Here is a 26,637-nt window from a genome sequence, read left to right as displayed (position 1 = left end):
CGGGCTCGACGGCTTGGACTGCTCGCCCGCCTGGACGCGCTTGTAGTGGTTGTAGACGGCGACGGCCAGGGCCCGCTTCGCGGCGTCCTGGCCGATGACGTACTGCTCGAGGAACTCGAAGATCTCCTTGGGCTTGGGCAGCTCCGTGAGGCCGAGCTCTGTCGCCTCGGCGAGCTCCTCCTCGATGATCTCGTTGCACAGGTCGATGCACTCGTCGCAGATGTACACCCCGGGGCCCGCGATGAGCTTCTTGACCTGCTTCTGCGACTTGCCGCAGAACGAGCACTTCAGCAGGTCGGCGCCGTCTGAGATACGAGCCACTACGCGTCTCCTTGTCCCGGTGCCGAGGCCTCCTGCCGTCGGGTTCGACGGCGCGGGGCCCGGGCACGGCCGAGCGAGTCCTGCTCCCCATTCCACACCACGGGGCCCTCGTTGTCAGGTGGGCTCCCCGTACGGGGCGCAACGTGTCGCGCCGCCGTCCCCCGGCGGGGGACGACGGCGCGGCGTGAGGTCATGCTGGTCGGGCGGTCACGGTCAGGGCTTGTTGACCGCGACGGCCTTGCGGCTCTCGAGGACCTGGTCCACGAGGCCGTACTCCTTCGCCTGCTCGGCGGTGAGGATCTTGTCGCGCTCGATGTCCTGGCGGACCTGCTCGACCGACTTGCCCGAGTGCAGCGCGAGCGTGTCCTCGAGCCACTCCCGCATGCGGATGAGCTCGTTCGCGTGGATCTCGATGTCCGACGCCTGCGCGTAGCCGCCACCCTCCATCGCGGGCTGGTGGATGAGCACGCGCGCGTTCGGGAGCGCGAGGCGCTTGCCCGGCTGTCCGGCGGCGAGCAGGACGGCCGCGGCGGAGGCCGCCTGGCCCAGGCAGACCGTCTGGATCTGCGGCTTGATGTACTGCATCGTGTCGTAGAGCGCGGTCATCGCGGTGAACGACCCGCCCGGCGAGTTGATGTAGAGGATGACGTCGCGGTCGGGGTCCTGGCTCTCGAGCACGAGGAGCTGGGCCATGACGTCGTCCGCGGACGCGTCGTCGACCTGGACGCCCAGGAAGATGATGCGGTCCTCGAACAGCTTGGTGTAAGGGTCCTGCCGCTTGAAGCCGTACGCGGTGCGCTCCTCGAACTGCGGGAGCACGTAGCGGGCCGACGGCGCGCCGCCCGGCAGCGCGATGCCGCCGGGGCGCGCGCCCGCGCCGGCGAGGCGCTGCGCGGTGGACAGGTACTGGGACTCGGCGCTGAAGCTCACGGGTTCTCCTCGGTGAAGTCTGGTGTCCGGTGCGGGGTCAGGAACCCGTGGTGCCGCCGCCGCCGGTCACGGACGACGCGTTGGTGACGACGTGGTCGATGAAGCCGTACTCCAGCGCCTCCTCGGCCGTGAACCAGCTGTCGCGGTCGTTGTCCTTGAGGATCTGCTCGAGCGGCTTGCCGGTCTGCTCGGCCGTCAGCTCGGAGAGCACCTGCTTCATGTGCATGATGAGCTGTGCGTTGATGCGCACGTCGGTCGCCGTGCCGCCGATGCCGCCCGAGGGCTGGTGCATCATGACGCGCGCGTGCGGCGTCGCGTACCGCTTGCCCTTGGTGCCGGACGAGAGCAGGAACTGCCCCATCGAGGCCGCCATGCCCATGGCGATCGTCGCGACGTCCGGCTGGATGTACTGCATGGTGTCGTAGATCGCCATCCCGGCCGTGATCGACCCGCCGGGAGAGTTGATGTAGAGCCAGATGTCCTTCTCCGGGTCCTCCGCGGCGAGCAGCATCATCTGCGCGCAGATGGCGTTCGCGTTCTCGTCGCGCACCTCCGAGCCGAGCCAGATGATGCGCTCCTTGAGGAGCCGGTTGTAGATGGAGTCGTTGAGTCCGAAGCCCGGACCCTCGGCGCGGTTGACCGGGGCCGTCGCATCGGACGGCAGGTACAGCTCGTTCACTTCCATCTCCTTCGTCGCTCCCGCGGGTCGCCCCCGCCTGCGCTGCCCTGGCCGGTACCGGGAGGGTGTCCCGGTCCAGCCGTGCTGCAAGTGACCCTAACGCGGTCCGTGCCCGGCGTTCGTCCCGATAGCGCGCGTTTTCGCTGACGGCGCACCACGCGGCCGGTGCACGCCGTCACGGCACCGGCACGACGACGGCCCGCCCCCTCGCGCGGAGGGTGCGGGCCGTCGTGCGACCTGCTCCGGCCGGACGGCCGGTGCCGTGTCAGGCCTTCGTCGCGTCCTTCTCGTCGTCCTCGACCGGCGCCTCGGCGGCGGCGTCGGCGGAGTCGTCGACGAGGGCCTCCTCGACGGGCTCGGCCGCGACGTCCTCGACCGACTCGTCCGCGGCGGCGTCCTCGTCGTCCGAGCCGATGAACTCGGTGAGGTCGACGACGTTGCCGGCGGAGTCCTTGACCTCGATCTGGCGCAGCGCGACGGCGAGCGACTTGGAGCGCGCGACCTCGCCGACCATCGCCGGGATCTGCCCGCCCTGGTCGAGCGACTGGATGAACTGGTTCGGGTCCATCCCGTACTGGCGCGACGCGCTCACGAGGTACTCGAGGAGCTCGTTCTGCGCGACCTTGATCTCGAGCTGCTCGGCGAGGGTGTCGAGCAGGATCTGGTTACGGATGGCGTCGGTCGCCTCCACGGTGACCTCGGCACGGTGCGTCTCGTCCTCCAGACGACCCTCGGACTCGAGGTGACGGTGCACCTCGGCCTCGACGACGCCCGACGGGACGGGGATCTCCACGGCTTCGCCCAGCGCCTTGAGGAGCTCGTCGCGCGCGGCGACGGCCTGGTTCGAGGTCTTGATGCTCGCGACCTGCTCGCGCAGGTCCGCGGTGAGCTCCTCGAGCGTGTCGAACTCGGACGCGAGCTGGGCGAAGTCGTCGTCCGCCTCGGGCAGGTCGCGCTGCTTGACGGACGTCGCCGTGACGGTGACGGACGCCTCCTTGCCCTCGTGCTCACCACCGGCCAGCGGGGCGTTGAACGTGGTCGTCTCGTCGGCCGAGAGGCCGGTCAGCGCCTCGTCCAGGCCCTCGAGCATGTTGCCCGAGCCGATCTGGTAGCTGACGCCGGAGACGGAGTCGACCTCCTCGCCGTCGATCTCGGCCTTGAGGTCGAGGACGACGAAGTCGCCCTCGGCCGCGGGACGGTCGACGCCGACGAGGGTGCCGAAGCGCTCGCGCAGCGCGTCGAGGCGCTCGGTGACGTCCTCGTCGGTGACCTCGGCGGGCTCGACCGTGATGGCGAGCGAGTCGAGGGCGGGCAGCGTGATCTCGGGGCGGACCTCGACCTCGGCGGTGAAGACCAGCTGGCCCTCGCCGGCCTTGGCCGGGATCTCGGTGACCTCGACCTCGGGCTGGCCGAGCGGGCGCAGGCTCTCCTCGCTCGCGGCCTGGCGGTAGAAGCCGGACAGGCCGTCGTTGACGGCGTGCTCGATGACGGCGCCCCAGCCGACGCGCTGGTCGATCACGCGCGGCGGGACCTTGCCCTTGCGGAAGCCGGGGATGTTCACCTGCTCCGCGATGTGCTGGTAGGCGTGCTCGATGCTCGGCTTGAGCTCGTCGTACTCCACCTCGACGGTCAGCTTGACCTTGGTGGGGTCCAGGGTCTCGACGGCGCTCTTCACTTCGATGATCTCCAACTGATCGGGGTGGGCCGGCGTCCGGCCGGGGACGGCTCCGCACGCAGGCGTACGGGCAACCGTTCCATGGTACGCGAGCGGTCAAGCGCAGCGGTCAGGCCGACGTGCGCGGACCCGGGCGCTGGACCACCAGGACGACGGCGAGCCCGACGACGGCGGTCGCGACGACGGTCTGCCACCGCAGCCCGACGACGCCGAGCACGTCGAGCAGCGCGGCCATGACCATCTGGCCGCCGACGACGGCGATCGTGAGGACGAACGTGCCGAGGTGGCGCACCGCGTACGCGGCCGCCACGGTGACGAGCGTCCCGAGCGGGCCGCCCAGGTAGAGCCACCACTGCCCGGGCAGCGTGACGCCGTCGAGCCCGCCGAGGGGCACGGCCAGCGCGCAGACGACGGAGATGCCGACGAGCCCGCCCGTGACCGAGGTGAGGGTCGCGACGACCGGGTCGCCCGTGAGCTGCGTGACCCGGCCGTTCCCGGCCTGCTGCCCGCACAGGACGGCGCCGCCGACGAACAGCGCGACGCCGGCGAGGACGGCGCCCCACCCCGCGTCGGTCGTCGCGCCGCCGAGCACCGCGACGCCCAGGCCCACGAGCGCCGCGAGTCCCGCGGCGGCCCGGCGCGCGGTGAGCCGCAGCGGGGCGGGGAGCCCGACGCCGCGCGCGTCGAGCGCGAGACCCGCGACCGTCTGGCCGGCGACCGAGCACACGGACGCGACCGCGACGCCGACGAGCGGGACCCCGGCGGCCATGGCGACGACGATCGGGACGCTGCACAGCCCGACCGCGAACCACCACCAGGACGCGGACGTGCGCAGGACGTGGAGCGTGGAGCGGACACGGCGGCGGGCGACCACCACGAGCACGGTCGCGAGGAAGGTCCCGACGTAGGAGAGCCAGGCGGCGACCACGGGTCCGGTCCCGGCGGCCGCGAGGTCGCCGTTGAGCCGCCCCTGGAGCGACAGCACCGCACCGCTGCCCGCCGCGACCAGGGCCGCGAGCGTGACCCCGGTCGCCGGGCCGGACGCGGGTGTGGTCGGGGTCACGGGCACCTCTCGAGGACGGGGCCGACGCGACGGCCCGGGCGTCGACGACGCCCCGCGACGCCCCCGAGGGGCGCCGCGCGAAGGTCGGGGTGACAGGATTTGAACCTGCGACCTTCCGCTCCCAAAGCGGACGCGCTACCAACCTGCGCCACACCCCGTCGCCCGCCGCGGCGGCGGGCCAGGGCAAGTGTACTGGCGGGTGAGGGCACCCTCGTCGACGCGGGACGCCACCGTGGCAGGCGGCGGGCAGGCGGCGGGCAGAGCCACCGGGGTTTGCTAAGGTTGCGGCCGCAGGTCGGCGCCGCGCCGGTCCTCGGCCCTCCGGCCGGGGAGCCCGGATCCCGGTCCCACGGCCCGCGCGGGCGTAGCTCAATGGTAGAGCCCCAGTCTTCCAAACTGGCTACGCGGGTTCGATTCCCGTCGCCCGCTCCCGCACGTCCCGGCTCCGTCCCGGACGTGGATGTCGAACGTCATGAGGGGCGCCCTGCCAGGCCGGCGGGGCGCCCCTCGTCGTCGTCCCGCCCGCCCCCGACCGGGCGACCGCCTCGTGGACGGCGTTGCAGGGTCCGGACGCGGACCGATAGCCTCGGGATCACACGCGCCGCCCGCAGCCCGGGCCTCCGGGCGACCGCGGCGCGACCGACCAGGAGGAGCGAGGAATGACCGCGACGATCGCGCGTCCCGCACCGCTGCAGCGCGCCACGTCGCGCGTCTCCTGTTGTCGCTGTCTCGGCTGTCGCTGACGCCCGCCGCCCCGCGCGCCTCTGCGCGCCGCATCCCGGCCGTCCGTCCGCACGAGCCGCCGCCGTCGTCCGCGCGCGCCCGCAGCGTCCCCGGGAGACGCTGGGCACCGTGGCCGCGGGACGCGACGGCCCCCGTCCCCTGATCGGTACCCCCACCCCCGGCTCACCCCGAGCCGTCGACAGAAGAGGAAGACATGGCACGCATCTACGACGACGTCACGCAGCTCGTCGGCAACACCCCCCTGGTCCGTCTCAACAAGCTCACGGACGGCCTCGGCGCCACCGTCGTGGGCAAGCTCGAGTTCTACAACCCGGCGAACTCGGTGAAGGACCGCATCGGCGTGGCGATCATCGACGCCGCGGAGGCGTCGGGCGAGCTGAAGCCGGGCGGGACGATCGTCGAGGCGACCTCCGGCAACACCGGCATCGCGCTCGCGATGGTCGGCGCCGCACGCGGCTACGACGTCGTGCTGACGATGCCCGAGACGATGTCGAAGGAGCGGCGCGCGCTGCTCCGTGCGTTCGGTGCCGAGCTCATCCTGACGCCGGGGTCCGAGGGCATGAAGGGCGCGGTCAACCGCGCGGACGAGGTCGTCGCCGAGCGCGAGGGCGCGATCCTCGCGCGTCAGTTCGCCAACGAGGCCAACCCCGAGATCCACCGCCGCACGACGGCGGAGGAGATCTGGGCCGACACGGACGGCGCCGTCGACATCGTCGTCGCGGGGATCGGCACCGGTGGCACGATCACGGGCGTCGGCCAGGTGCTCAAGGAGCGCAAGCCCGGCGTGCAGATCGTCGCGGTCGAGCCCGAGGAGTCGGCCATCCTCAACGGCGGCCAGCCCGGCCCGCACAAGATCCAGGGCATCGGCGCGAACTTCGTGCCCGAGATCCTCGACACCTCGGTCTACGACGAGGTGATCGACGTCAACGCCGAGACCGCGGTCGAGTTCGCGCGCCGCGCCGCGAAGGAGGAGGGGCTGCTGGTCGGCATCTCGTCCGGCGCCGCGATCGCCGCCGCGCTCCAGCTCGCCGCGCGCCCCGAGAACGCGGGCAAGCTCATCGTGACGATCATCCCCTCGTTCGGTGAGCGCTACCTGTCCTCCGTGCTCTACGCCGACCTGCTGGACTGACGTGACCGACCCGCGTCCCCACCACCGGACGGCCGGCTACCGGCTGCGCCGGTTCGTGCGCGTGCTCAGCGAGGACCTCGAGGCGGCCCGGCGGCGGGACCCCGCCGCCCGCAGCCGCCTCGAGGTCGCGCTGGCGTACCCGGGCGTGCACGCCGTGTGGGCCTACCGGCTCGCGCACCGCATGTGGCGCGAGCCTCTGCTGCGCCTCCCGGCACGCCTCGTCTCGCAGGCGGCGCGGGCGCTGACCGGCGTGGAGATCCACCCCGGCGCGCGCATCGGCCGGCGCCTGTTCATCGACCACGGCATGGGGGTCGTCGTGGGCGAGACGGCGGTCGTCGGCGACGACGTGGTGCTCTTCCACACGTCCACCCTCGGCGGGCGGTCGATGAAGCGCGGCAAGCGGCACCCGACGCTCGGGGACCGTGTCGTCGTCGGGGCAGGCGCCAAGATCCTCGGGCCGGTCTGGATCGGCGACGACGTGCAGGTGGGGGCCAACGCCGTCGTCGTGAAGGACGTGCCCGCCGGGGCGGTCGCGGTCGGGGTCCCGGCGAAGATCCGCACGCCCGCCGCCGCGCCCGCGGCGCGGGACGCCGTCGAGGACCCGTCGCTCCTCATCGAGTACGTCATCTGAGCCCACGGACGCGGGGCCGCCGTCGGGAACGACGGCGGCCCCGTCGTCGGACGTCTTTGTTCTAGTTGCCCTAGAACAACTAGACTGGACTCGTGATGTTCCGCATCGACCCGCAGGCCGACGAGCCGCTGTTCGCTCAGCTCGTCGCCCAGGTGCGCCTGGGCGTCGTCCAGGGGCGGCTCGCCCCGGGCGAGCGGCTCCCCGCGGCCCGTGAGCTCGCCGAGGCGCTCGACGTCAACGTGCACACCGTGCTGCGCGCCTACCAGGAGCTCCGTGACGAGGGCCTCGTCGACCTCCGTCGCGGGCGCGGCGCCGTCGTCACGGCACCCGCTGCCGTCGACCTCACGTCGCTGCGCGCCGCCGTCGACCGTGTCGCGGCCGAGGCCCGCGCCCTCGCCCTGCCGCCTGAGACCGTCCTGACCCTCGTGAAGGAGGCCCTCCGATGACCCCAGCCGCCCCGCGCCGCTCGCCCGGACGACCGACCGAGGACGGTCGCCCGGACGACCACCGCACGCTCGCGCTCGCCGTCGGCGCGGCGGGGGTGGTCGTCACCGTGGTCGCGGCGTTCGTCGCCCTCAGCTGGTCGGCGGACCTCCCCGACCCCGTGGCGATCCACTGGGGCACCGGCGGCGCGGACGGCTTCGCGCCGCTCGGCGCGGCGGTCGCGGGGAGCGCCGCCCTGGGCTTGGTCGCCTCCGCGGGGTTCGCGGCGATGACGGCGTTCCTGGGGCGGTCGGCGGCGAACCGGCGCGTCGCCGCGGGGGTCGCCGTCGGGCTCCCCGTCATGCTCGCGGTCCTCACCCTCGGGTCGCTCTGGATCCAGCGCGGCCTCGCCGACGCCCACGACGTCGGCGGGCTGGGCGCCGTCACGGCCGTCGCGCTGGGTACCGGTCTCCTCGTGGGCGTCGCGGTCGGGGTGCTGGTCCCGGGCGACCGCCCGGACCCGACCGACGCCGGGGTGCCCGAGGACGCGCCCCGGGTCGCGCTCCGGCCGGGCGAGCGGGCGGCCTGGGTCGGGCGCGTGAGCGGCGGGCCGACGGTGCTCGTCGCGATGGGCGCGATCGTCCTCACCACGGTCCTGGCGCTCGTCCTGCGCGAGTGGGCGCTCCTCCTCGTGCCGGTGGTCCTGGGACTGCTGCTCGCCGCGATGATGTCGTGGGTCGTGCGCGTCGACGAGGGCGGGCTCTCGGTCCGGTCGACGCTGGGGTTCCCCCGCACGCGTGTCCCGGTCGACGAGGTGGTGCGGGCCGACGTCGCCGACGTCTCACCGATGCGCGACTTCGGCGGCTGGGGCTGGCGCGCCGGTCGGGACGGCGCCGTGGGCATCATCGTGCGCGCCGGCGAGTCGCTGCGCGTCGAGCGTACGGGCGGCCGCGCGCTCGTGGTCACGGTCGACGACGCCGGGACCGCGGCGGCGCTCCTCAACACCCTCGCCGACCGAGCCCGCCGGATCCGCTAGTCTGGAGCAGGGCGGTACCCGAGACTCCGCGTACCGGATACCCCCTGCCCGGCGCGCGACCGGGTACCGCCCGCACCCGCGCACCACGCCCCGGCTCGGCGCCCGGTACGCGGGCGCACCCGTACGACGACCCTCGACGAGGAGGAGCCCGCATGCGTCTCGGCATCCACACCGGCTACTGGTCGGCCGGTCCCCCGGACGGCATCCAGGACGCGATCGTCGCGGCCGACCACCTCGGCGTCGACTCCGTGTGGACTGCGGAGGCCTACGGCTCCGACGCCTTCACACCGCTCGCGTGGTGGGGCTCGCGCACGTCCCGGATCCGACTCGGGACCGCCGTCGCGCAGCTCTCCGCCCGCACCCCGACCGCCACCGCGATGGCCGCGCTGACGATGGACCACCTCTCGGGCGGCCGGTTCGTCCTCGGGCTCGGTGTCTCGGGCCCGCAGGTCGTCGAGGGCTGGTACGGGCAGCCGTACGCGAAGCCGCTCGCCCGCACGCGTGAGTACGTCCAGGTCGTGCGCGACGTCCTGCGCCGCGAGGCCCCCGTCACGTCGGCCGGTCCGCACTACCCGCTCCCCCTGCCCGAGGGCACGGGCCTGGGAAAGCCGTTGCGCTCGACCGTGCACCCGCTGCGCGCGGACCTGCCGATCCACCTCGCCGCGGAGGGGCCCAAGAACATCGCGCTCGCGGCCGAGATCGCCGACGGGTGGCTCCCGCTCTTCTACTCGCCCCGCATGGACGCGACGTTCCGCGAGCTCCTCGCCGACGGCTTCGCGCGGCGCGCGCCGGAACGTTCTCCCGAGGCCGCGTTCGAGGTGAGCGCGACGGTCCCGGTCGTCGTACGCGAGCACGTCGAGCAGGCCGCCGACCAGGTGCGCCCGTTCCTCGCGCTCTACGTGGGCGGCATGGGCGCCAAGGGCGCGAACTTCCACCGAGACGCGCTCGACCGCCTCGGGTACGCTGAGGCGTGCGACGAGATCCAGGCGCACTACCTCGCCGGGCGCAAGGACCTCGCGGCCGCCGCCGTCCCGACGGCGATGGTCGAGGACGTCGCGCTCGTCGGCCCGCCGGAGAAGATCGCGCGGGACCTCGCCGCGTGGCGCGAGACCGCGGTCACGACCCTCCTCGTCCAGGGCGACGCGACGGCCGTGCAGACGCTCGCCCCGCTCCTCGCGCCCCGCCCCTCTCGCTGAGCGCCGGGCATCCGTCGTCCCGTGGTCGTTCGGACGACGGCTGCCCCGCGCTCAACGGTCGGGGGTGTCGTCCTCGGGGAACCAGACCGCGCGGCGCAGGTCGACGCGGCGGCCGTCGCGCGACAGCGGGCACCCCTCGGCGCGCAGCTCCGTGAGCGCCGCGTCGAGGTGGTGCGCAGGCGGCGAGCCCGCCGCGTTGACGACGCGCCACCACGGGACCGGCGCTCCGTCGTCGTCCACGCCGGACGACCCCGCGAGGACCTGCCCGACCTGGCGTGGGCCACCGCGGTTCAGCGTCTCGGCGACGATCTCCGCGACGAGCCCGTACGTCATGGCGCGCGCCGGTGGGATGCGCCGGACGAGCGCGAGCACGGCGCCCGCGTACTCGGCGGCGAGCGCCGTGCGGTCCGTGCCGGTGTCGCCGACCCGGGGCCGGTCCGCGGTCGAGCCTCCCGTGCGTCGTGCCATGGGTCCCGACCCTAGCCGCCGCATTTGTCCTGGCGCGACGCGTGCCGAGCCAGGAGGATCGAGGCCATGAACGACCACCGCCCCGCGCGCCTCCCCGACGGCTACGAGCTCGTCCCCCTCTCGGCGTCCGACCTCCGCGACGTGCTCGAGCTGGACACCACGACGTTCCCCTCCCCGGTCGAGGTCGACGAGCTCGTCGACCTCCCGTTCCCCCTCACGTGGGAGCGCACGCTCGGCGTGACGGTCGAGCACGAGGACGACGACGCGCCGCCCGTCGACGGCGCGCGGCCCGTGCGTCGAGAGCTCGTGGGCATGCACGCCTCGTACCCGTTCGCGCGGTTCCCCGTCCCCGGCGCGACCGCGCCGGTCGCCGGCCTCACGTGGGTGGGCGTCCACCCCGGGCACCGCCGCCGCGGGATCCTCTCCGCCATGATCGACACGCACCTCGCGCGGTGCCGCGAGCGCCGCGAGCCCGTGTCCGCGCTCTTCGCGGCGGAGGCGGCCATCTACGGGCGCTTCGGCTACGGCAAGGCCGCCGACGACGTCCGCCTCACCGTGCCGCGCGGCGCCGCGCTGCGCGACGTCCCCGGTGCCGAGCGCCACACCGTGCGCATCGAGCGGGCCGACCGCGAGCGCCACGGCGCGCTCGTCGCCGCGCTGCACGAGCAGGCCGGCGCCGACCCGACCGGCCAGGGCGCGGGAATCAACCGCCCGGGCTGGGCGACCCGCGAGACCTCCGAGCTCCAGGCCACGTTCTGGGACGACGCGAAGGTGTGGCGCAAGGACCGCGAGCCCACGCGCATCGCGATCGTCGAGCTCGACGGCGAGCCGCGCGGGTACGCACGGTTCCACCGCAAGCTGTCCTGGGAGGTCACCGGGCCGCGCGGGCCCGTGAGCACGGGCGAGGTCGTCGCGCTGGACGCCGCGGCGGCACGCGCGCTGTGGGGCGTGCTCACCGACCTCGACCTCACGCACGAGGTCACGCCCTTCATGCTGCCGGTCGACGACGTCGTCACGAGCCTCCTCGTGGACCCGCGCTCCGCGTCACCGCGCCTCGCGGACAACCTCTGGGTGCGCGTCGTGGACGTGCCGGCCGCGCTGACCGCGCGGCGCTACGCGGCGGACGTGGACGTCGTCCTGCACGTGACGGACGGGCGCCTGCCGCACAACGCGGGCCGCTGGCGGCTGCGGGCCGGAGCCTTCGGGGACGCGACGGCCGAGCGCACCGAGGACGCCGCGGACCTCTCGCTGGACGTGCGCGAGCTCGGCGCCGCGTACCTCGGCGGGACGTCGCTCGCAGCCCTCGGCGCCGCGGGTCTCGTCACCGAGCACTCCCCCGGCGCCCTCGCCCGCGCTGGCGCGGCGTTCGGCTGGCCCGTCGCCCCGGTGTGCAGCTGGGTCTTCTGAGGCTCAGCCCTGGCAGACGCCGCACCAGTAGAGGTTGCGGCCGGCGAGCTCCTTGAGCAGCACGGGCGTGCCGCACACGCGGCACGGCAGCCCGTCCCGGTGGTAGACGTAGAACGCGTCCTCCGCCGGGACGGCGTCGGGCGCGTCGTCGGTGTTCTGCCGCACGCGGCGGCGCCCGGGCGGCGTCTCGACCACGTCGGTCGTGGTCGCCGCGTCGTCGCGGTCCTCGGGCTTGGTCGTGACGATGGCCCCCGTCCGGGTGCCGTCGCGCATGAGCACGACGAGGTCGTCCCACAGCGCGCGCAGGTCCTCGGTGGGCACGTCACGACCGGGGCGCATCGGGTCGAGCCGCGCGCGGAACAGGGACTCCGCGCGGTAGATGTTGCCGACGCCGGCGACGACGTCCTGGTTCATGAGGAGCAGCCCCACCGCGCTGCGCGAGCGCCGCACGGCGGCGGCGAACTGCTCGCGCGGGTCGCCCTCGTCGGGAGCGGCGTCGCGGATCGGGTCGGGCCCGAGCCGGTCCTCGACGGCACGCTTCTCCTCGGCCGTGACCACCTCGCACGCCGTCGGCCCGGTGAGGTCGGCGACGGCGTGCGCCCCCACGAGCCGCACGCGCACCGCGCCGCGGGGCGGCGGGGGCGACCACGCGTCGTCGGGCGCAGGCTCGGGTGCGCCCGGCCCCGCCGGGACCGTCTCGCGCTCCCCGATGCGGCGCCGCGGGGCACCGATCGCGTGCACGACGGCGGTGCTGCCGTCGCCCGCGAACGTCCAGGCGCCGTAGAGGCCGAGGTGGACGCGGAGCCAGCGCACGTCGTCGGGCCGTCCGGCGGCCCCCCGACCGAGGAGCGTCGGGTCGGCGAACCCGAGGAAGAGCTGCTTGCCCCACGCCTCGCTCGCGACGAGGACGTGCCCGTCGAGCACGGCCGCGCCCGCGGCGAACCGGCCCTGCGGGCTGCTCACGGCGAGCGTCTCGCCCGTGAAGAGCTCGCCGAACGCGCGCGCGAGCCGGTGGACGGTGTGCCCCTCGGGCACGTCAGGCGGAGGTGCCGCGCGTCGCCTCGTACGCCGCGAGCTGGTCGATCCGGCGCTGGTGGCGCGGGTCGCCGCTGAACGGCTCGGCGAGGAACGCGTCGACGAGCTCGACGGCCTCGTCGACCGAGTGCTGGCGCGCACCCACCGCGACGACGTTCGCGTCGTTGTGCTGGCGGCCGAGGCGGGCGGTCTCGAGGTTCCACGCGAGCGCGGCCCGCACCCCGACGACCTTGTTGGCCGCGATCTGCTCCCCGTTGCCCGATCCGCCGATCACGACGCCGAGCGAGCCCGGCTCGGCGGCGACCGCCTCGCCCGCCGCGAAGCAGAACGACGGGTAGTCGTCCTGCGCGTCGTAGGTGTGGGCCCCGTGGTCGACGACGTCGTGCCCCGCGGCCTCGAGGTGCTCGACGAGATGGGTCTTGAGCTCGTAGCCGGCGTGGTCCGCGGCGAGGTGAACGCGCATGGGCCCATCATGCCCCAGCAGGGCACCGGGACGTCGGGGGGAGGCCGTAGCCTGAGACGCATGACACAGACCTCCCCGACGTCCACGCCCGCGTCCTCGTCCGGCACGACCGGAACCGTCGGCACCGAGCGCTCCGGCATCGACCTGGACGCGCTGGACCCTGCCGTCCGGCCGCAGGACGACCTGTACCGCCACGTCAACGGACGCTGGCTCGCGACGCACGAGATCCCCGCCGACCGCGCCATGGACGGCGCGTTCCGCGCGCTGCACGACCAGGCCGAGGTCCACGTGCGCGAGATCATCACGGACCTCGGCGAGCAGGTGGCATCGGGAGCCGAGGACGTCGGCGCCGACGCGGCGAAGGTCGGCGCGCTCTACGCGAGCTTCATGGACACCGACCGGATCGAGGCTCTCGGCACCACCCCGCTCCAGACCGATCTGGCGCTGATCGCGGCCGCGACGACGCAGGCCGAGCTCACCGGCGCGCTCGGCGCGCTCCAGCGCACCGGGGGCGCGGGCGCCGTCGGCTTCTGGGTGGACAACGACGCGAAGGACCCCGAGCGGTACGTCGCCTACCTCTACCAGTCCGGCCTGGGCCTCCCCGACGAGGCGTACTACCGCGAGGACCAGTACGCGCCGGTGCGCGAGAAGTACGTGCCGCACGTCGCGCGCATGCTCGCCCTCGCGGGCGTCACCGCCGAGACGTGGGGCGCGACCCCGGAGGACGCGGCCGCGCGGATCCTGGCGCTCGAGACCAGGCTCGCGGCGAAGCACTGGGACGTCGTGCGCGACCGCGACGCCGACCTCACCTACAACCCCCGCACGCTCGCCGCCCTCGCCGACGAGGCGCCCGGGTTCGACTGGCGCGCGTGGGTCCTCGCGCTCGGTGCGCCGCAGGGCTCGCTGGACGACGTCGTCGTGCGCGAGCCGGACTTCGCGGCCGGCTTCGCCGAGCTGTGGGCGAGCGAGCCGCTCGAGGACTGGAAGCTCTGGATGGTGTACCACCTGGTCACCGCCCGCGCGCCGTACCTCACCGACGAGGCCGTCGAGGCCAACTTCGACTTCTACGGCCGCACGCTGTCGGGCGCGCAGGAGGTGCGTGAGCGCTGGAAGCGCGGCGTGTCCGTCGTCGAGGGCGCGCTCGGCGAGGCCGTGGGCGCGCAGTACGTGGCCCGGCACTTCCCGCCCGCACACAAGGCGCGCATGGAGGAGCTCGTCGCCTACCTCGTCGCCGCGTACCGCGAGTCGATCACGACGCTCGAGTGGATGACGGAGGAGACCAAGGAGAAGGCGCTCGCCAAGCTCGAGGCCTTCACGCCCAAGATCGGCTACCCGGTGAGGTGGCGCGACTACTCGGCGCTCGTCGTCGAGGCGGACGACCTCGTCGGCAACGTCCGCCGCGCCCACGCGTTCGAGCAGGACCGCGAGCTCGGCAAGATCGGCAAGCCGCTGGACCGCGACGAGTGGTTCATGACCCCGCAGACCGTCAACGCGTACTACAACCCGGGCATGAACGAGATCGTCTTCCCCGCCGCGATCCTCCAGCCCCCGTTCTTCGACCCCGAGGCCGAGGACGCCGTGAACTACGGCGGCATCGGCGCCGTGATCGGGCACGAGATCGGGCACGGCTTCGACGACCAGGGCTCCAAGTACGACGGTGCGGGCCGGCTCGAGGACTGGTGGACGACGACGGACCGCGAGGAGTTCGAGAAGCGCACCAAGGCGCTCATCGCGCAGTACGACGCGTTCCGCCCCGCCCAGCTCGGCGAGGACGGCCCGCACGTCAACGGCGCGCTGACGATCGGCGAGAACATCGGCGACCTCGGCGGCCTGTCGATCGCGCTCAAGGCCTACCGGATCGCGCTCGGCCGACCGCTCGACGAGGCACCCGTCGTCGACGGGCTCACGGGGATCGAGCGCGTGTTCCTCGGCTGGGCGCAGGTCTGGCAGTCCAAGGGCCGGGACGAGGAGGTCGTGCGCCGCATCGCGACGGACCCGCACTCCCCCAACGAGTTCCGCTGCAACGGCGTGGTGCGCAACGTCGACGAGTTCTACGCGGCCTACGACGTGCAGCCCGGTGACGCGCTGTACCTCGCCCCCGAGGAGCGCGTGCGCATCTGGTGACGCGAAGCACGAGGGGCCCGCGGCAGTTCGCCCGCCGCGGGCCCCTCTGCGTGCAGGGACCGCCCGCGTGCCGGGATCGCCCGGCTCCGCTCCGAGCGGCTCTCAGCTGCTCAGAGCGTCCGGATGCCGGCGCGGGCGATCGTGAACCCCTTGCCCGTCGCGTCGTCGCGGCACGTCATGCCCGTCTCCGCGCTGTCGCACGTGAAGGGGCCGACCGTCTTGGACGTCCCGTAGTCCAGGACCGCGGTGCCGCTCGGTGCGGGCTGCGGCTGCTCGGCCGCCGGGACACAGGGCTGCTCGACGCTGCCGTCGGCGCCGAGGACGACCTTGTAGCCGACCGTGCCGTCGCAGCCCGCCACGGGCGCCGGCTGGGTCCCGAGCTGGGCGATCACGCACGTCGCGCTGAGGTCGGTGACCTCGCACGTGATGTTGAGAGACTCCGACGCGAACGTCTCGGACACGGTGGGCTCGGCCGGGGGCGCTTCCTCGGTCCCCTCCGTCGCGGTCGCGGACGGGGGCGGGGTCGCCCCGCCCGCGGGGTCGTCGTCGTCCCCGCTCCCGAGCAGCGAGATCGCGAACACGATCGCCCCGATGACGAGCAGCGCGTCGACCACGATGAACGCGATCCACCCGGGGCTCAGCCGGTCCGACCTGCGGCCACCGCCGCCGTTGCTCCCGCCGCGCCCGGCGGGCGGACGGGGCGTCGCGCCCGACGCACCCGCGCCGGCCGCCGCGCGGGGCGACGCCGCGGACGCCGCCGCCGAGGCCGGCGGGTGGTAGGCGGGCTGGGGCTGCTGCGCGGCCGAGGCGTAGCTCGCCGGCACCCCGGGGTCGTACGACGGAGCGCCGTACGCGCTCGTCGGCGCGTAGCCCGTCGGCGCGGCGTCCGCGTAGACCGGTCGGCTCGCGGCCGTCCCGACGGGAGCGGCGACACCGAAGCCGTTCTGCTCGGTCGCGTAGCGCACCCGCTGCGGGGGCACCGCGGCAGGCACCGCGGGCTGGGCCGCGGTCGGGAGCTCCGTGATCGGCGTGACGTGCTGGACCGTCGTCGGCTGGAACGACGACGCGACGACGGTCGGCTGCCCGTCCGCGGGCGTGGCGCGGGGCGCCTGGGCCGTCGGCCCGCTCGTGGGCGCGAACGACGGCGGCACGGCCGCCGCCGCGCCCGGCACCGGGCCGGCGAGCGCCTGGGTCGGCTGGGCGTCGTCCCTCCCGACCGCGCGCCCCGGCACGCCGCCAGGGGGCGGCGGCGGTGGTGGCACGGGTGCGTTCGGGGACATGCGGCTCCTCGCGGGCTCCTCGTCGGACTCACCCGGCACGACCGGGCGGCGGGCGCTCCTGACACCGCCCGCAACCTGACGAAGCATGGCACGAGGCACCCGTGCGGGTCGAACCCCACCGACGGCGGGACGGTCCCGTCGGCGAGGTTCCCGGGCCTGACCGGGTCAGTCGAAGACCGGGCCCTGAGTGCGCGTGCGCTTGATCTCGAAGAAGCCGGGGGTGCTGGCGACGAGCACGCACCCGTCCCACAGCCGACCTGCGGCCTCACCCTTCGGGGCGGGCGTCACGACCGGGCCGAAGAAGGCGGTGTCGCCGAACGCGACGACCGGCGTGCCGACGTCCTCGCCGACGCGCCCGATCCCCTCGGCGTGCGACGCGCGGAGCTGCTCGTCGTAGGCGTCGGAGCCCGCCGCCTCCGCGAGCGACGCGGGCAGGCCCACCTCCGCGAGCGCCTCGAGCAGCACCGCGTCGTAGTCCGTGCGGCCGCCCGGGTGCAGGCGCGTCCCGATCGCGTCGTAGAGCGGCTTGACGACCTCCTCGCCGTGCTCGACGCGCGCGGCGGTGACCACGCGCACCGGGCCCCACGCCTTCTCCATGAGCTCGCGGTACTCCTCCGGCAGGTCCCGGCCCTCGTTGAGCACGGCGAGGCTCATGACGTGCCAGCGGACGGTGACGTCGCGCACCTGCTCGACCTCACCCATCCAGCGGCTCGTCATCCACGCCCACGGGCACACGGGGTCGAACCAGAAGTCGGCGACGCGCACGGCGTCCTCGGTCGCGGTGGTGTCGGACGTCGCGGTGAGGGTCACGGGACGGGTCTCCTTCGTCGTGGGCGGCGCCCGGTGGACCCGGGTCGCCGGAGTGGCAGGGCGGCGCGCGCGGGCGGCCGACGGCGTCGCCCACCCAGTCTCGACACCGGGCGGGCGCGGCGTATTCCCGGAGGGTATTCCCGGGGGCGGGGGCGGACGCCCGTGGGATGATCGTCCGTGGCCCACAGGCCGCCGTCGAGGCCGCCCGGCCCGACCCGAGACCGAGGAGATGCAGTGCCCGGAGAGAACCTCACCCGCGCCGAGGCGAGCGAGCGCGCGGCGATCGTCGACGTCCAGTCCTACGAGGTCGACCTCGACCTCACGACGGGGGCGACGACGTTCGCGTCGACGACCGTGGTGCGGTTCACCGCGACCGAGGGGGCGAGCACGTTCGTCGACCTCGTCGCCCCGACCGTGCGCGAGGTCGTGCTCAACGGACGCTCCCTCGACCCGGCGGAGGTCGTCGCGGACTCGCGCATCGCGCTCGAGGGCCTCGCGGCCGACAACGAGCTGCGCGTCGTCGCCGACTGCGCGTACACGAACACGGGCGAGGGCCTGCACCGGTTCGTCGACCCCGTCGACGGCGAGGTCTACCTCTACACGCAGTTCGAGGTCCCCGACTCGCGGCGCGTGTTCGCCGTGTTCGAGCAGCCCGACCTCAAGGCCACGTTCGCGTTCACGGTCACCGCGCCCGCGGCGTGGGAGGTCGTGAGCAACCAGCCGACGCCGGCACCCGAGGCGCTCGGCACCAAGGCCGACCCGACGGGCACCGGCGCGGGTGACGTCGAGGTCGCGCGGTGGGCGTTCGAGCCGACGCCGCGGATCTCCTCGTACATCACCGCGCTCGTCGCGGGTCCCTACGTCGTGGAGCGCAGCGAGCTGACGTCGTCCGACGGCCGCACCATCCCGCTCGGCGTCTTCTGCCGCGCCTCGCTCGCGGACCACATGGACGCCGACTACGTCTTCGACAAGACCCGCGAGGGCTTCACGTTCTTCGAGTCCGCGTTCGAGCACCCGTACCCGTTCGACAAGTACGACCAGCTCTTCGTGCCCGAGTACAACATGGGCGCGATGGAGAACGCCGGGTGCGTGACGTTCACCGAGACCTACGTGTTCCGCTCCAAGGTCACCGACGCCGTCAAGGAGCGCCGCGTCGTGACGATCCTCCACGAGCTCGCGCACATGTGGTTCGGCGACCTGGTCACCATGAAGTGGTGGAACGACCTGTGGCTCAACGAGTCGTTCGCCGAGTACGCCTCCACCCTCGCGACCGCCGAGGCCACCGAGTGGCGCGAGGCCTGGACGACGTTCGCCGCGATGGAGAAGTCGTGGGCGTACCGCCAGGACCAGCTCCCCTCGACGCACCCGATCGTCGCGACGATCAACGACCTCGAGGACGTCTTCGTCAACTTCGACGGCATCACCTACGCCAAGGGCGCGTCCGTGCTCAAGCAGCTCGTCGCGTGGGTCGGCAAGGAGCAGTTCCTCGCCGGTGTCGCCGCGTACTTCCGCAAGCACGCGTGGGGCAACACCGAGCTGCGCGACCTGCTGGTCGAGCTCGAGGCGACGAGCGGCCGCGACCTCACGCAGTGGTCGGCCCTGTGGCTCGAGACGGCGGGCGTGAACACGCTGCGCCCCGAGTTCGAGCTCGACGCGCACGGTCGCTTCACGACCTTCGCCGTCCTGCAGTCGGCCGCCGCGGACCACCCGACGCTGCGTCCCCACCGTCTCGGCATCGGCCTCTACGACCTCGTGGACGGCGTCCTCACGCGCGTCCACCGCGTCGAGGTCGACGTCGACGGCGCCCGCACCGAGATCCCCGAGCTCCTCGGGCTCGACCGCCCGCAGCTCGTCCTGCTCAACGACGACGACCTCGCCTACGCGAAGATCCGCCTCGACGACGCGTCGCTCCAGGTGGCCACCGAGCACCTCGCCGACCTGGCGGACCCGCTGGCCCGCTCGCTCGTCTGGGGCTCCGCGTGGGACGCGACGCGCGACGGCGAGACGCCGGCCGGCGACTACGTGCGCCTCGTGCTCGGCAACATCGCGCGCGAGACCGAGTCGACGACGATCCGCACGACGCTCAACCAGCTCGCGCTCGCCGCGAAGACGTACGTCGCGCCGGAGCGTCGGGACGAGACCCTCGCGCACGTCGGGGACGTGCTCTGGTCGCTCGCGCAGGACGCCGCCTCAGGCTCCGACCTGCAGTTCCAGCTCGTGAAGTTCTTCGCGCACCTCGCCTCCACCCCCGCGCACGGCGAGGCGCTGCGGTCGCTGCTCGACGGCTCGGCCGCCCTCGACGGGCTCGAGATCGACACCGACCTGCGCTGGGAGATCCTCGAGGGCCTGGTCCTGCTCGACCTCGCGGACGACGCGGAGATCGAGGCGACCCTCGCCGCCGACTCGACGGCGACCGGCCAGCAGTCCGCCGCCCGCGCCCGTGCCACGGTGCCCACGGCCGAGGCGAAGCGCGCGGCATTCGACCGCCTCGTCGGCTCGGACGACGCGCCCAACGCGATCGTCCGCGCCACGACGCTCGGCTTCCAGCACGTCAACGACCCCGAGTCCCTCGCCCCGCTCGTCGGCGCGTACTTCGACGCGCTGCTGCCGCTGTGGGACCGGCGGTCGTACCACATCGCCGAAGCGCTGGTCACCGGGCTCTACCCGGCACCGCTCGCGAGCACCGTCCTGCGCGACGCGACGCAGGAGTGGCTCGACGCCAACGCCGACGCCGCACCCGCGCTGCGTCGCCTGGTCGTCGAGAACCTCGCCGGCGTCGAGCGCGCCCTCACCGCCCAGGCCGCCGACGCCTGACCTCTCCCCGAAGCGCCGGGTCGCCCGTCACGACGGGGCGGCCCGGCGCTTCGCAGTCTGTCTCGACGCGCGGTCGGTGTCCGCGACCCGCAGTCGTCCTCAAGCCCGCGAGGCCGGGTCCGCGGTGCGGCGCGGCCCACGCCCCGCCGCCCGCCGAGGTTGAACCGTAGTCGTGCGCGACGGTGTTCGCTCACCTGGCGCGGTCGGTTCGTCAACGGTAGCCGGCCACCAGTGCGGCGCAAGGCTGGGCCGCGACCGCGAGACGCGAGACACCACGCGGACATCCGCCCGGGAAGACGAAGACCAGGATGAGACGGCGCCGGGCGAGGTGGATGGTGGTGCCGCGTCGTGGCGGGCCTGGAACGAGGGATCGTCCGGAGTGAGCCGGCGAACGCAGGACGATCCCGACCGAGAACGCGGGAGCCGCGAGGAACGAGCGGCGGGTGGTAGACGCGGCGCCACCACCCACCCCGACCACCCCACCCGGCCACACGCCGTCGAGCCCAAAGACCACGGCTCTACCTCGCGCTACCAGGGTTCTACCTCGCGCTACCAGGGTTCTACCTCGCGCTACCAGGGTTCTACCTCGGCCAACCAGGGTTCTACCTCGGCGGGTCAGAGGGCGTCGTTCATGGCCTTCGCGAGGGAGCGCAGGCGGGCGGAGTCGAAGAGGTCCTCCAGCAGGACGACGTTGCCCGACGCGTCGCCGAGCGGCACCTTCCAGTTGGGGTACTCCTGGTCCGTGCCGGGCTGGTTCTGCGAGCGGCGCTCCCCCACCGCGTCGGCGAGCGAGACGCCGAGCAGGACGGCAGGCGTGCTGCGGATCAGGCGGTGCAGGGCCTCGACGAGCTCGCGCTCGGACGGGTCGTCGCCGACGAGCCCGCGCTCGCGCAGGAACGCGACCATGGCATCCCGCTCAGCACGGGCGGCGCGGCGCACGTCGGCGACGTCCTCGGTGAGGACGCCGAGCCGGTCGCGCAGCTCGACGTGCTCGCCCGCGAGGTAGCCGGCGGAGGGTGGCAGGTCGTGGGTCGTGACGGTCGCGAGCGCGAGCCGGCGGTAGTCCTCCGGGGGAAGCGGCGCGCCGTCGCCCGTCTTCTCGAACCAGAGCACGGACGTGCCGAGCACGCCGCGGTCGGCGAGGTAGTCGCGCACCCAGGGCTCGAACACGCCGAGGTCCTCCCCGATGACGATCGCCCCGGCGCGGTGGGCCTCGAGGCACAGGATGCCGATCAGGGCCTCGTGGTCGTAGCGGACGTACGCGCCGGCGTCGGCGCGCGCTCCGCCGGGGATCCACCACAGGCGGAAGAGCCCGATGACGTGGTCGATCCGGATCGCGCCCGCGTGGCGCAGGACCGTCCGCAGCATGTCGCGGTAGGGCGCGTACCCGGCCCGGGCGAGCGCGCGCGGGTGCCACGGCGGCTGGGACCAGTTCTGCCCCTGCTGGTTGTACATGTCCGGGGGCGCGCCGACGGAGACCCCGGTGGCGAGCACGCCGCGGTGCGCCCACACGTCGGCGCCCTCGGGGTGCACGCCGACCGCGAGGTCGTGCATGATCCCGACCGACATGCCGGCCTCGCGCGCGGTGCGCTGGGCAGCCCGGAGCTGCTCGTCGGCGACCCACTGGAGCCAGCAGTAGAACTCGACCCGGTCGGCGAGCTGCTCGCGCAGGGCCGCGACGGTCGGGCCGTGCGGGTCGTACGCGCCGGGCGGCCAGTCGCGGTCGCCGTAGTGGTCGGCGAGCGCGCACCAGGTCGCGAAGTCCTCGAGGCCACGTCCCTGCTCGGCGCGGAACGCGTCGAGCGACGCCTGGCGCGCGGTCGACCGAGGAGCCGCGAAGACGACCTCGAGCGCGGCCTTCTTGGCGTCCCAGGCGGCGTCGCGGTCGATCGGTCCGGGATCGGTGTCGAGGTCGCGCACCGGGTCGAACGCCCACTCGACGAGCGAGCGGTCCGCGGCCGACAGGTAGCCCGTCTCGCGGATGTCCTCGACCCGGACGTAGATCGGGTTGACGAAGCGCCGGCTCGTCGGCAGGTAGGGCGAGGGCGTCATGGGGGTGCGCGGCTCGGCGGCGTGCAGCGGGTTGACGAGGACGAAGTCGGCCCCGGCCTCGCGCGCGGACAGCCAGGCGAGGTCGGCGAGGTCGGCGAGGTCACCGACGCCCCACGAGGCCCGGGAGCGCACCGAGTAGAGCTGTGCCATGAAGCCCCAGGCGCGGCGCTCGAGGACCGGGGCGGGCAGCTCGAGGCGCTGCGGCGTCACGACGAGCGTCGCGCGGGCCTGCGTCCCGTCGCTCTCGGCGTGCAGGTCGTGCCACCCGAGGGGCAGGTCGGCGGGCACCTCGAACGTCGCGCGCCCCACGCGCCGGCCGTCGACCGTGCGCGGCTCGACGAACACGTCGAGCTGGCCCAGGTCGCGGCGCTCGCGCGCGGCCCGTGCCGCGTGCTGCCCGGTCGGCTGGCCACCGTGGCGTGACGGCTCGGCCTCGAGCTCGACCCACACCTCGACGGCGGACCCGTCGGCGACGTGCACGGGGAGCGGGACGGCGTCGCCCTGCCGCACGACGACCGTCGGCGGCAGCATCTGGCGCCACGCGTCGTCGCGCGAGTGCTCGAGGCTCACCGCCACCTTCTCGGGCGACGAGGCGGGGACACCGAGGGCCTCGAGCACGGCGACGAGAGTCGAGGCGCGGACCTGGCGGCGCGACCCGTCGAAGTCCCAGAAGTCGGACGCGACGCCGTGGGCGTCGGCCAGCTGCACCAACGGCTCGGGCAGGTCCGTCTGCGGGGGTTCGCTCACGCCTGCATCCTGCCAGAACGCGGGCCCGCGAGCAGCGCGTTCGCCCGGCGCGCCCAGGGACCGCCCACCTGGCCCGGGTACTCTGCGCTCATGTCCCACCCCCTTCTCGCCCCCGTCCTGCGCGTGCCCGCGGAGGTCCCGGAAGAGGTGCGCAACGGCTTCGACCCGAGCAACCCCGACGACTGGTTCGAGTGGTTCGTCGGGGTCCCGCTGCGCGTGCTCCTGATCATCGGCATCGGCGCGATCGTGCTCGCCCTCGTGCGACGGCTGATCCGCAAGGTCACGGAGCACATCGCCGAGGGGACGCCGACCCTGCGGAGCAAGCGCCTCCAGGGCATCGGGTCGTCGGAGGTCGGCTCCGTCCTGCTCCGGGCCAACCCGCTCGCGAGCGCTCGGCGGGCGCAGCGCGCGCGCACGGTCGGGTCCGTGCTGCGCTCGACCGCCAACATCGTCATCGGCGCGACGATCGTGCTCATGGTCCTCACCGAGCTGGGCGTGAACATCGCGCCGTTCCTCGCCTCCGCGGGCATCGCCGGGGTCGCCCTCGGCTTCGGCGCGCAGAGCCTCGTCAAGGACTTCCTGTCCGGGACGTTCATGCTGCTGGAGGACCAGTACGGCGTCGGCGACACCGTCGACTTCGGCGAGGTGACGGGGACCGTCGAGGAGGTCGCGCTGCGCGTCACCAAGGTCCGCGACGGCAACGGGACCCTGTGGTTCGTGCGCAACGGGGAGATCCTGCGCACGGGGAACAAGACGCAGGAGTGGGGCCGCGCCGTGGTGGACGTACGCGTGGCGTACTGGGCGGACGTCGAGGCGGTGCGCGCGGCGCTGCTCGCCGCGGCCGAGGACGTCGGCGCCGACCCCGTGCTCGGCACGTACTTCCTGGAGCCCCCGGAGGTCACGGGCATCGAGTCGATGACGGCCGAGGCGTTGCAGCTCAAGGTGCAGGTGAAGACGCAGGCCGCGATGCAGTGGGAGGTGGCGCGCGCGCTGCGCGCCCGCGTCCGGCAGGGGCTCTCCGACGCGCGGATCCCCCTCGCGGGTGCGCAGCAGGTGGTCGTCCTCGACCACTCGCCGTCCGTACCGGACGAGCGGCCTGACGACGGCCCGGGCGCGTCGGCGCCGGACGAGCAGGCATCGCGGGACCGCCGCGGCGCCGCGGCGGCGGCCGTCGTGCAGGACCGCACCGGTGGCGCGGTCGGACCGACCGCCTGAGCCGGGTGGCGCCGTCGGGCTCGCGGACCGACGGCGCCGGCCCTCCGCTCCGGAGGGCCGCAGGGGTCAGCGCAGGCCGTCGAGCTCCGCGGCGAGGTTGTCGGCCTCCGGGCCGACGATGACCTGGACGACGCGGCCCGAGCGCACGACGCCGAACGCGCCGGTCGCCTTGAGCCGCGCCTCGTCGACGAGCTGCGGGTCCGTGACCTCGACGCGCAGGCGTGTGATGCACGGCTCCAGGTCGACCACGTTGCCCTGGCCCCCGAGGGCTTCGAGGATCTGCTGTGCCTTCTGGTCCGAGGGGGTGCTCATCGAAAGTGTCTCCTGAGGCGTGTCGCGGGTGGGATCCGCGCGGGGGGATCCGGGGTGTCGGGGTGCCGTGCACCTGGGATCAGCCTAGTCTCCTCGCGAGGTTGTCACCGGATCGACGCGAGCCCGCAACCACGGCGCAACGGACGTGTGCCGGGCGCGTGCGACGGTCGCTACGGTGGCGGGCACGCGTGCGCACCGGCCCGGGCACCCGGGTCGCACGCCCGAGGCGGACAGGAGCGAGGTCGTGACGGGCGGAGTTCAGGACGAGGCACGGCAGGTCATCACAGGCATCGGCGTGTGCCCCGGGACGGTGGTCGGACCGGTGGTGCTCATGCCGGAGCCGATCGCGGAGCCGGCACCCGGACTCCGGATGGGACCGCGCGAGGACCACGAGGCGCAGGCCCGGCGCGTGGACGCCGCGGCCGCGCAGGTCGCCGCCGACCTCCAGCGAGCCGCGGACGCCGCCGACGGCGAGGCGCGCGACGTGCTCGAGGCGACGGCGGCGATGGCAGGCGACCCCACCCTGGCTGCCGACGCGCGTCGCCGCGTCCTCGACGAGCACCTGGTGCCGGAGCGCGCCGTGTGGGAGGCCGCGGAGGAGGTCGTGCGGCAGTTCACGGAGCTCGGCGGGTACTTCGCCGAGCGCGCTCGTGACGTCGCCGACGTGCGCGACCGGCTCGTCGCGGCGCTCACGGACCGCCCCGCGCCCGGCGTGCCCGAGCACGCCGAGCCGTTCGTGCTCGTCGCACCCGACCTCGCACCGTCGGCCACCGCGGCCCTCGACCCGGCGCGCGTGCTGGCCATCGTCACCGATGGCGCCGGGCCGACGTCGCACACCGCCATCGTCGCCAACGCCAAGGGCATCCCCGCGGTCGTCGCGGCGACCGGGGCGAGCGCCGCGTTCGCGCCCGAGGACGTCGTGCTCGTCGACGGCGCCGCCGGGACCGTCGTCGTGCACCCGTCCGAGGAGCAGATCGCCTCGGCGCGTGCGCGCTCGCTGCGGGTACGCACGTTCGACGGCACCGGTCGCACGCGCGACGGGCACCGCGTGCAGCTCCTCGCGAACGTCGGGGACCCCGCGGGCGCCGCGCCCGCGGCTGCGGCGGGCGCGGAGGGCGTGGGGCTGTTCCGCTCCGAGTTCTGCTTCCTCGACCGCGAGCAGCCTCCGACCGTGGAGGAGCAGGTGGCGGCCTACCGCACGGTCTTCCACGAGTTCCCCGCGCGCAAGGTCGTCATCCGCACGCTCGACTCCGGCGCGGACAAGCCGCTGCACTTCCTCACGGTCGACGACGAGGAGAACCCGGCGCTCGGCGTGCGCGGGCTGCGCACGGCTGCGCGCTGGCCCGAGCTGCTGGAGCAGCAGCTCGACGCGATCGCCCAGGCCGCCGCGGCCGAGGAGGCCGAGGTGTGGGTCATGGCACCGATGGTCTCGACGGTGGGCGAGACCGAGTGGTTCGTCGAGCGCTGCCGCGCCCACGGCCTCGACGTCGCAGGCGTCATGGTCGAGGTGCCGAGTGCCGCGCTGCTCGCGGGCCCGATCCTCGCGCGCGCCGCCTTCGCCTCGATCGGCACGAACGACCTCACGCAGTACACGATGGCCGCCGACCGTCTCCTGGGCTCGCTCGCCGAGCTGAGCGACCCGTGGCAGCCTGCCGTGCTCCGGCTCGTCGAGGCGACGTGCGCGGGCGGGGCCCAGCAGGGCCGGCCCGTGGGCGTGTGCGGCGAGGCGGCCTCGCAGCCCGTGCTCGCCGTCGTGCTCGTGGGGCTCGGGGTGTCGTCGCTCTCCATGACGGCCCGGGCGATCCCCGACGTCGCCGCGCTCCTGCGCGAGGTGGACCTCGACGAGTGCCGACGGCTCGCGCGGCTCGCGGTCGAGGCCGAGAGCGCGGCGGAGGCCCGCGCCGTCGTCCGCGAGAACCTGCCGGTGCTCGCCGAGCTCGGCCTCTGACGCACCCCCGTGTGACGCGCGCCCCGGAACACGTGCTCAGGCCGGACGGGGCGGCGCCCGGTGCGATGATGGGCCGGTGACGACCGAGCCCAGCCCCCGCACGTCGCTGCCCGTCGCCGGCCTGTCGAACGGCAC

General features: G+C 74.2%; 22 protein-coding genes and 2 tRNA genes. 11 read left to right on the top strand and 13 right to left on the bottom strand.

Translation table 11 applies throughout. From position 1 onward, the window contains the following. From AC6CH9_RS18880 to AC6CH9_RS18855, 6 genes are all read right to left on the bottom strand, one after another. Positions 1 to 321: ClpX C4-type zinc finger protein (locus tag AC6CH9_RS18880; RefSeq protein ID WP_498156267.1), on the bottom strand; the 321-nt coding region annotated here is incomplete at its 3' end. 213 nt (positions 322 to 534) lie between these two features. Further along, positions 535 to 1,251, bottom strand: a complete 717-nt coding sequence (locus tag AC6CH9_RS18875) for an ATP-dependent Clp protease proteolytic subunit (protein WP_047232615.1) — start codon at positions 1,249 to 1,251, stop codon at positions 535 to 537. Between the two features lie 37 nt (positions 1,252 to 1,288). Then, positions 1,289 to 1,936, bottom strand: a complete 648-nt coding sequence (locus AC6CH9_RS18870; protein ID WP_087471688.1) for an ATP-dependent Clp protease proteolytic subunit — start codon at positions 1,934 to 1,936, stop codon at positions 1,289 to 1,291. 259 nt (positions 1,937 to 2,195) lie between these two features. Then, the gene (gene tig, locus AC6CH9_RS18865; RefSeq protein WP_498156266.1) at positions 2,196 to 3,605 is read right to left on the bottom strand and encodes a trigger factor; all 1,410 of its coding nucleotides are present in this window, start codon (positions 3,603 to 3,605) and stop codon (positions 2,196 to 2,198) included. 109 nt (positions 3,606 to 3,714) lie between these two features. After that, positions 3,715 to 4,668: a DMT family transporter gene (locus tag AC6CH9_RS18860; RefSeq protein ID WP_498156265.1), complete on the bottom strand. Its 954-nt coding sequence runs from the start codon at positions 4,666 to 4,668 to the stop codon at positions 3,715 to 3,717. Positions 4,669 to 4,752: 84 nt separating this feature from the next. Next, positions 4,753 to 4,826 (bottom strand) — tRNA-Pro (locus AC6CH9_RS18855). Positions 4,827 to 5,026: 200 nt separating this feature from the next. On the opposite strand from AC6CH9_RS18855, the gene AC6CH9_RS18850 reads away from it, so the two are divergent. From AC6CH9_RS18850 to AC6CH9_RS18825, 6 genes are all read left to right on the top strand, one after another. Then, positions 5,027 to 5,097 (top strand) — tRNA-Gly (locus tag AC6CH9_RS18850). Positions 5,098 to 5,605: 508 nt separating this feature from the next. Beyond that, positions 5,606 to 6,541 (top strand): cysteine synthase A, encoded by a 936-nt coding sequence (cysK, locus tag AC6CH9_RS18845; RefSeq protein WP_498156264.1) that lies wholly within the window; start codon positions 5,606 to 5,608, stop codon positions 6,539 to 6,541. Between the two features lies 1 nt (position 6,542). Then, entirely contained in the window at positions 6,543 to 7,172 is a 630-nt protein-coding gene (epsC, locus tag AC6CH9_RS18840) for a serine O-acetyltransferase EpsC (RefSeq protein ID WP_498156263.1), read from the top strand. A 92-nt stretch (positions 7,173 to 7,264) separates the two neighbouring features. Continuing rightward, entirely contained in the window at positions 7,265 to 7,618 is a 354-nt protein-coding gene (locus AC6CH9_RS18835) for a GntR family transcriptional regulator (RefSeq protein WP_426311444.1), read from the top strand. Beyond that, positions 7,615 to 8,631 carry a DUF1648 domain-containing protein gene (locus AC6CH9_RS18830; protein WP_498156262.1) on the top strand — a complete coding sequence of 339 codons (1,017 nt, stop codon included), beginning with the start codon at positions 7,615 to 7,617 and terminating at the stop codon, positions 8,629 to 8,631. Before AC6CH9_RS18835 ends, AC6CH9_RS18830 begins: the two co-directional genes overlap by 4 nt. Before the next feature lie 152 nt (positions 8,632 to 8,783). After that, positions 8,784 to 9,827 (top strand): LLM class F420-dependent oxidoreductase, encoded by a 1,044-nt coding sequence (locus AC6CH9_RS18825; protein WP_498156261.1) that lies wholly within the window; start codon positions 8,784 to 8,786, stop codon positions 9,825 to 9,827. A gap of 51 nt (positions 9,828 to 9,878) precedes the next feature. On the opposite strand, the gene AC6CH9_RS18820 is transcribed toward AC6CH9_RS18825, so the two are convergent. Continuing rightward, on the bottom strand, positions 9,879 to 10,295 hold the full coding sequence (locus tag AC6CH9_RS18820) for an MGMT family protein (protein ID WP_498156260.1): 417 nt from the start codon (positions 10,293 to 10,295) through the stop codon (positions 9,879 to 9,881). Between the two features lie 66 nt (positions 10,296 to 10,361). Here AC6CH9_RS18820 and AC6CH9_RS18815 point away from each other — a divergent pair, with 66 nt between their 5' ends. Further along, a complete protein-coding gene (locus tag AC6CH9_RS18815) occupies positions 10,362 to 11,702 on the top strand; it encodes a GNAT family N-acetyltransferase (protein ID WP_498156259.1) in 1,341 nt (446 codons plus the stop codon). 3 nt (positions 11,703 to 11,705) lie between these two features. On the opposite strand, the gene AC6CH9_RS18810 is transcribed toward AC6CH9_RS18815, so the two are convergent. Together AC6CH9_RS18810 and AC6CH9_RS18805 are read right to left on the bottom strand one after the other, a co-directional pair. Next, entirely contained in the window at positions 11,706 to 12,737 is a 1,032-nt protein-coding gene (locus AC6CH9_RS18810; RefSeq protein ID WP_498156258.1) for an Fpg/Nei family DNA glycosylase, read from the bottom strand. Position 12,738: 1 nt separating this feature from the next. Beyond that, the gene (locus tag AC6CH9_RS18805; RefSeq protein WP_047234459.1) at positions 12,739 to 13,200 is read right to left on the bottom strand and encodes a ribose-5-phosphate isomerase; all 462 of its coding nucleotides are present in this window, start codon (positions 13,198 to 13,200) and stop codon (positions 12,739 to 12,741) included. 60 nt (positions 13,201 to 13,260) lie between these two features. Here AC6CH9_RS18805 and AC6CH9_RS18800 point away from each other — a divergent pair, with 60 nt between their 5' ends. After that, entirely contained in the window at positions 13,261 to 15,324 is a 2,064-nt protein-coding gene (locus tag AC6CH9_RS18800) for a M13 family metallopeptidase (RefSeq protein ID WP_498156257.1), read from the top strand. A 110-nt stretch (positions 15,325 to 15,434) separates the two neighbouring features. Here AC6CH9_RS18800 and AC6CH9_RS18795 read toward each other — a convergent pair whose 3' ends face one another. Then, on the bottom strand, positions 15,435 to 16,604 hold the full coding sequence (locus tag AC6CH9_RS18795; protein ID WP_498156256.1) for a hypothetical protein: 1,170 nt from the start codon (positions 16,602 to 16,604) through the stop codon (positions 15,435 to 15,437). Between the two features lie 165 nt (positions 16,605 to 16,769). After that, the gene (locus AC6CH9_RS18790; protein WP_389280324.1) at positions 16,770 to 17,414 is read right to left on the bottom strand and encodes a mycothiol-dependent nitroreductase Rv2466c family protein; all 645 of its coding nucleotides are present in this window, start codon (positions 17,412 to 17,414) and stop codon (positions 16,770 to 16,772) included. A gap of 234 nt (positions 17,415 to 17,648) precedes the next feature. Between AC6CH9_RS18790 and pepN the strand changes: the two genes are divergently transcribed. Beyond that, positions 17,649 to 20,228, top strand: coding sequence for an aminopeptidase N (gene pepN / locus AC6CH9_RS18785; RefSeq protein WP_498156255.1), 2,580 nt, complete (start codon positions 17,649 to 17,651; stop codon positions 20,226 to 20,228). A 615-nt stretch (positions 20,229 to 20,843) separates the two neighbouring features. On the opposite strand, the gene malQ is transcribed toward pepN, so the two are convergent. Continuing rightward, entirely contained in the window at positions 20,844 to 23,027 is a 2,184-nt protein-coding gene (gene malQ, locus AC6CH9_RS18780) for a 4-alpha-glucanotransferase (RefSeq protein WP_498156254.1), read from the bottom strand. 90 nt (positions 23,028 to 23,117) lie between these two features. On the opposite strand from malQ, the gene AC6CH9_RS18775 reads away from it, so the two are divergent. Further along, positions 23,118 to 24,242: a mechanosensitive ion channel family protein gene (locus AC6CH9_RS18775; protein WP_498156253.1), complete on the top strand. Its 1,125-nt coding sequence runs from the start codon at positions 23,118 to 23,120 to the stop codon at positions 24,240 to 24,242. 66 nt (positions 24,243 to 24,308) lie between these two features. Here AC6CH9_RS18775 and AC6CH9_RS18770 read toward each other — a convergent pair whose 3' ends face one another. Beyond that, positions 24,309 to 24,554, bottom strand: a complete 246-nt coding sequence (locus AC6CH9_RS18770; protein WP_024842193.1) for a PTS sugar transporter subunit IIB — start codon at positions 24,552 to 24,554, stop codon at positions 24,309 to 24,311. Positions 24,555 to 24,798: 244 nt separating this feature from the next. On the opposite strand from AC6CH9_RS18770, the gene ptsP reads away from it, so the two are divergent. Further along, the gene (gene ptsP / locus AC6CH9_RS18765) at positions 24,799 to 26,502 is read left to right on the top strand and encodes a phosphoenolpyruvate--protein phosphotransferase (RefSeq protein ID WP_498156252.1); all 1,704 of its coding nucleotides are present in this window, start codon (positions 24,799 to 24,801) and stop codon (positions 26,500 to 26,502) included. Positions 26,503 to 26,637 lie beyond the last annotated feature (135 nt).

This window comes from Cellulosimicrobium sp. GQ32 (genome assembly GCF_059758455.1).
This window is presented reverse-complemented; position numbering and strand designations above follow the sequence as displayed.

What these genes read in the sequence shown, in the direction of transcription:
- AC6CH9_RS18870 (WP_087471688.1), bottom strand. Translation starts at nt 1,936, where the DNA reads ATGGAAGTGAACGAGCTGTACCTGCCGTCCGATGCGACGGCCCCGGTC.
- cysK (WP_498156264.1), top strand. Translation starts at nt 5,606, where the DNA reads ATGGCACGCATCTACGACGACGTCACGCAGCTCGTCGGCAACACCCCC.
- AC6CH9_RS18830 (WP_498156262.1), top strand. Translation starts at nt 7,615, where the DNA reads ATGACCCCAGCCGCCCCGCGCCGCTCGCCCGGACGACCGACCGAGGAC.
- AC6CH9_RS18825 (WP_498156261.1), top strand. Translation starts at nt 8,784, where the DNA reads ATGCGTCTCGGCATCCACACCGGCTACTGGTCGGCCGGTCCCCCGGAC.
- AC6CH9_RS18820 (WP_498156260.1), bottom strand. Translation starts at nt 10,295, where the DNA reads ATGGCACGACGCACGGGAGGCTCGACCGCGGACCGGCCCCGGGTCGGC.
- AC6CH9_RS18815 (WP_498156259.1), top strand. Translation starts at nt 10,362, where the DNA reads ATGAACGACCACCGCCCCGCGCGCCTCCCCGACGGCTACGAGCTCGTC.
- AC6CH9_RS18805 (WP_047234459.1), bottom strand. Translation starts at nt 13,200, where the DNA reads ATGCGCGTTCACCTCGCCGCGGACCACGCCGGCTACGAGCTCAAGACC.
- AC6CH9_RS18800 (WP_498156257.1), top strand. Translation starts at nt 13,261, where the DNA reads ATGACACAGACCTCCCCGACGTCCACGCCCGCGTCCTCGTCCGGCACG.
- AC6CH9_RS18795 (WP_498156256.1), bottom strand. Translation starts at nt 16,604, where the DNA reads ATGTCCCCGAACGCACCCGTGCCACCACCGCCGCCGCCCCCTGGCGGC.
- AC6CH9_RS18775 (WP_498156253.1), top strand. Translation starts at nt 23,118, where the DNA reads ATGTCCCACCCCCTTCTCGCCCCCGTCCTGCGCGTGCCCGCGGAGGTC.
- AC6CH9_RS18770 (WP_024842193.1), bottom strand. Translation starts at nt 24,554, where the DNA reads ATGAGCACCCCCTCGGACCAGAAGGCACAGCAGATCCTCGAAGCCCTC.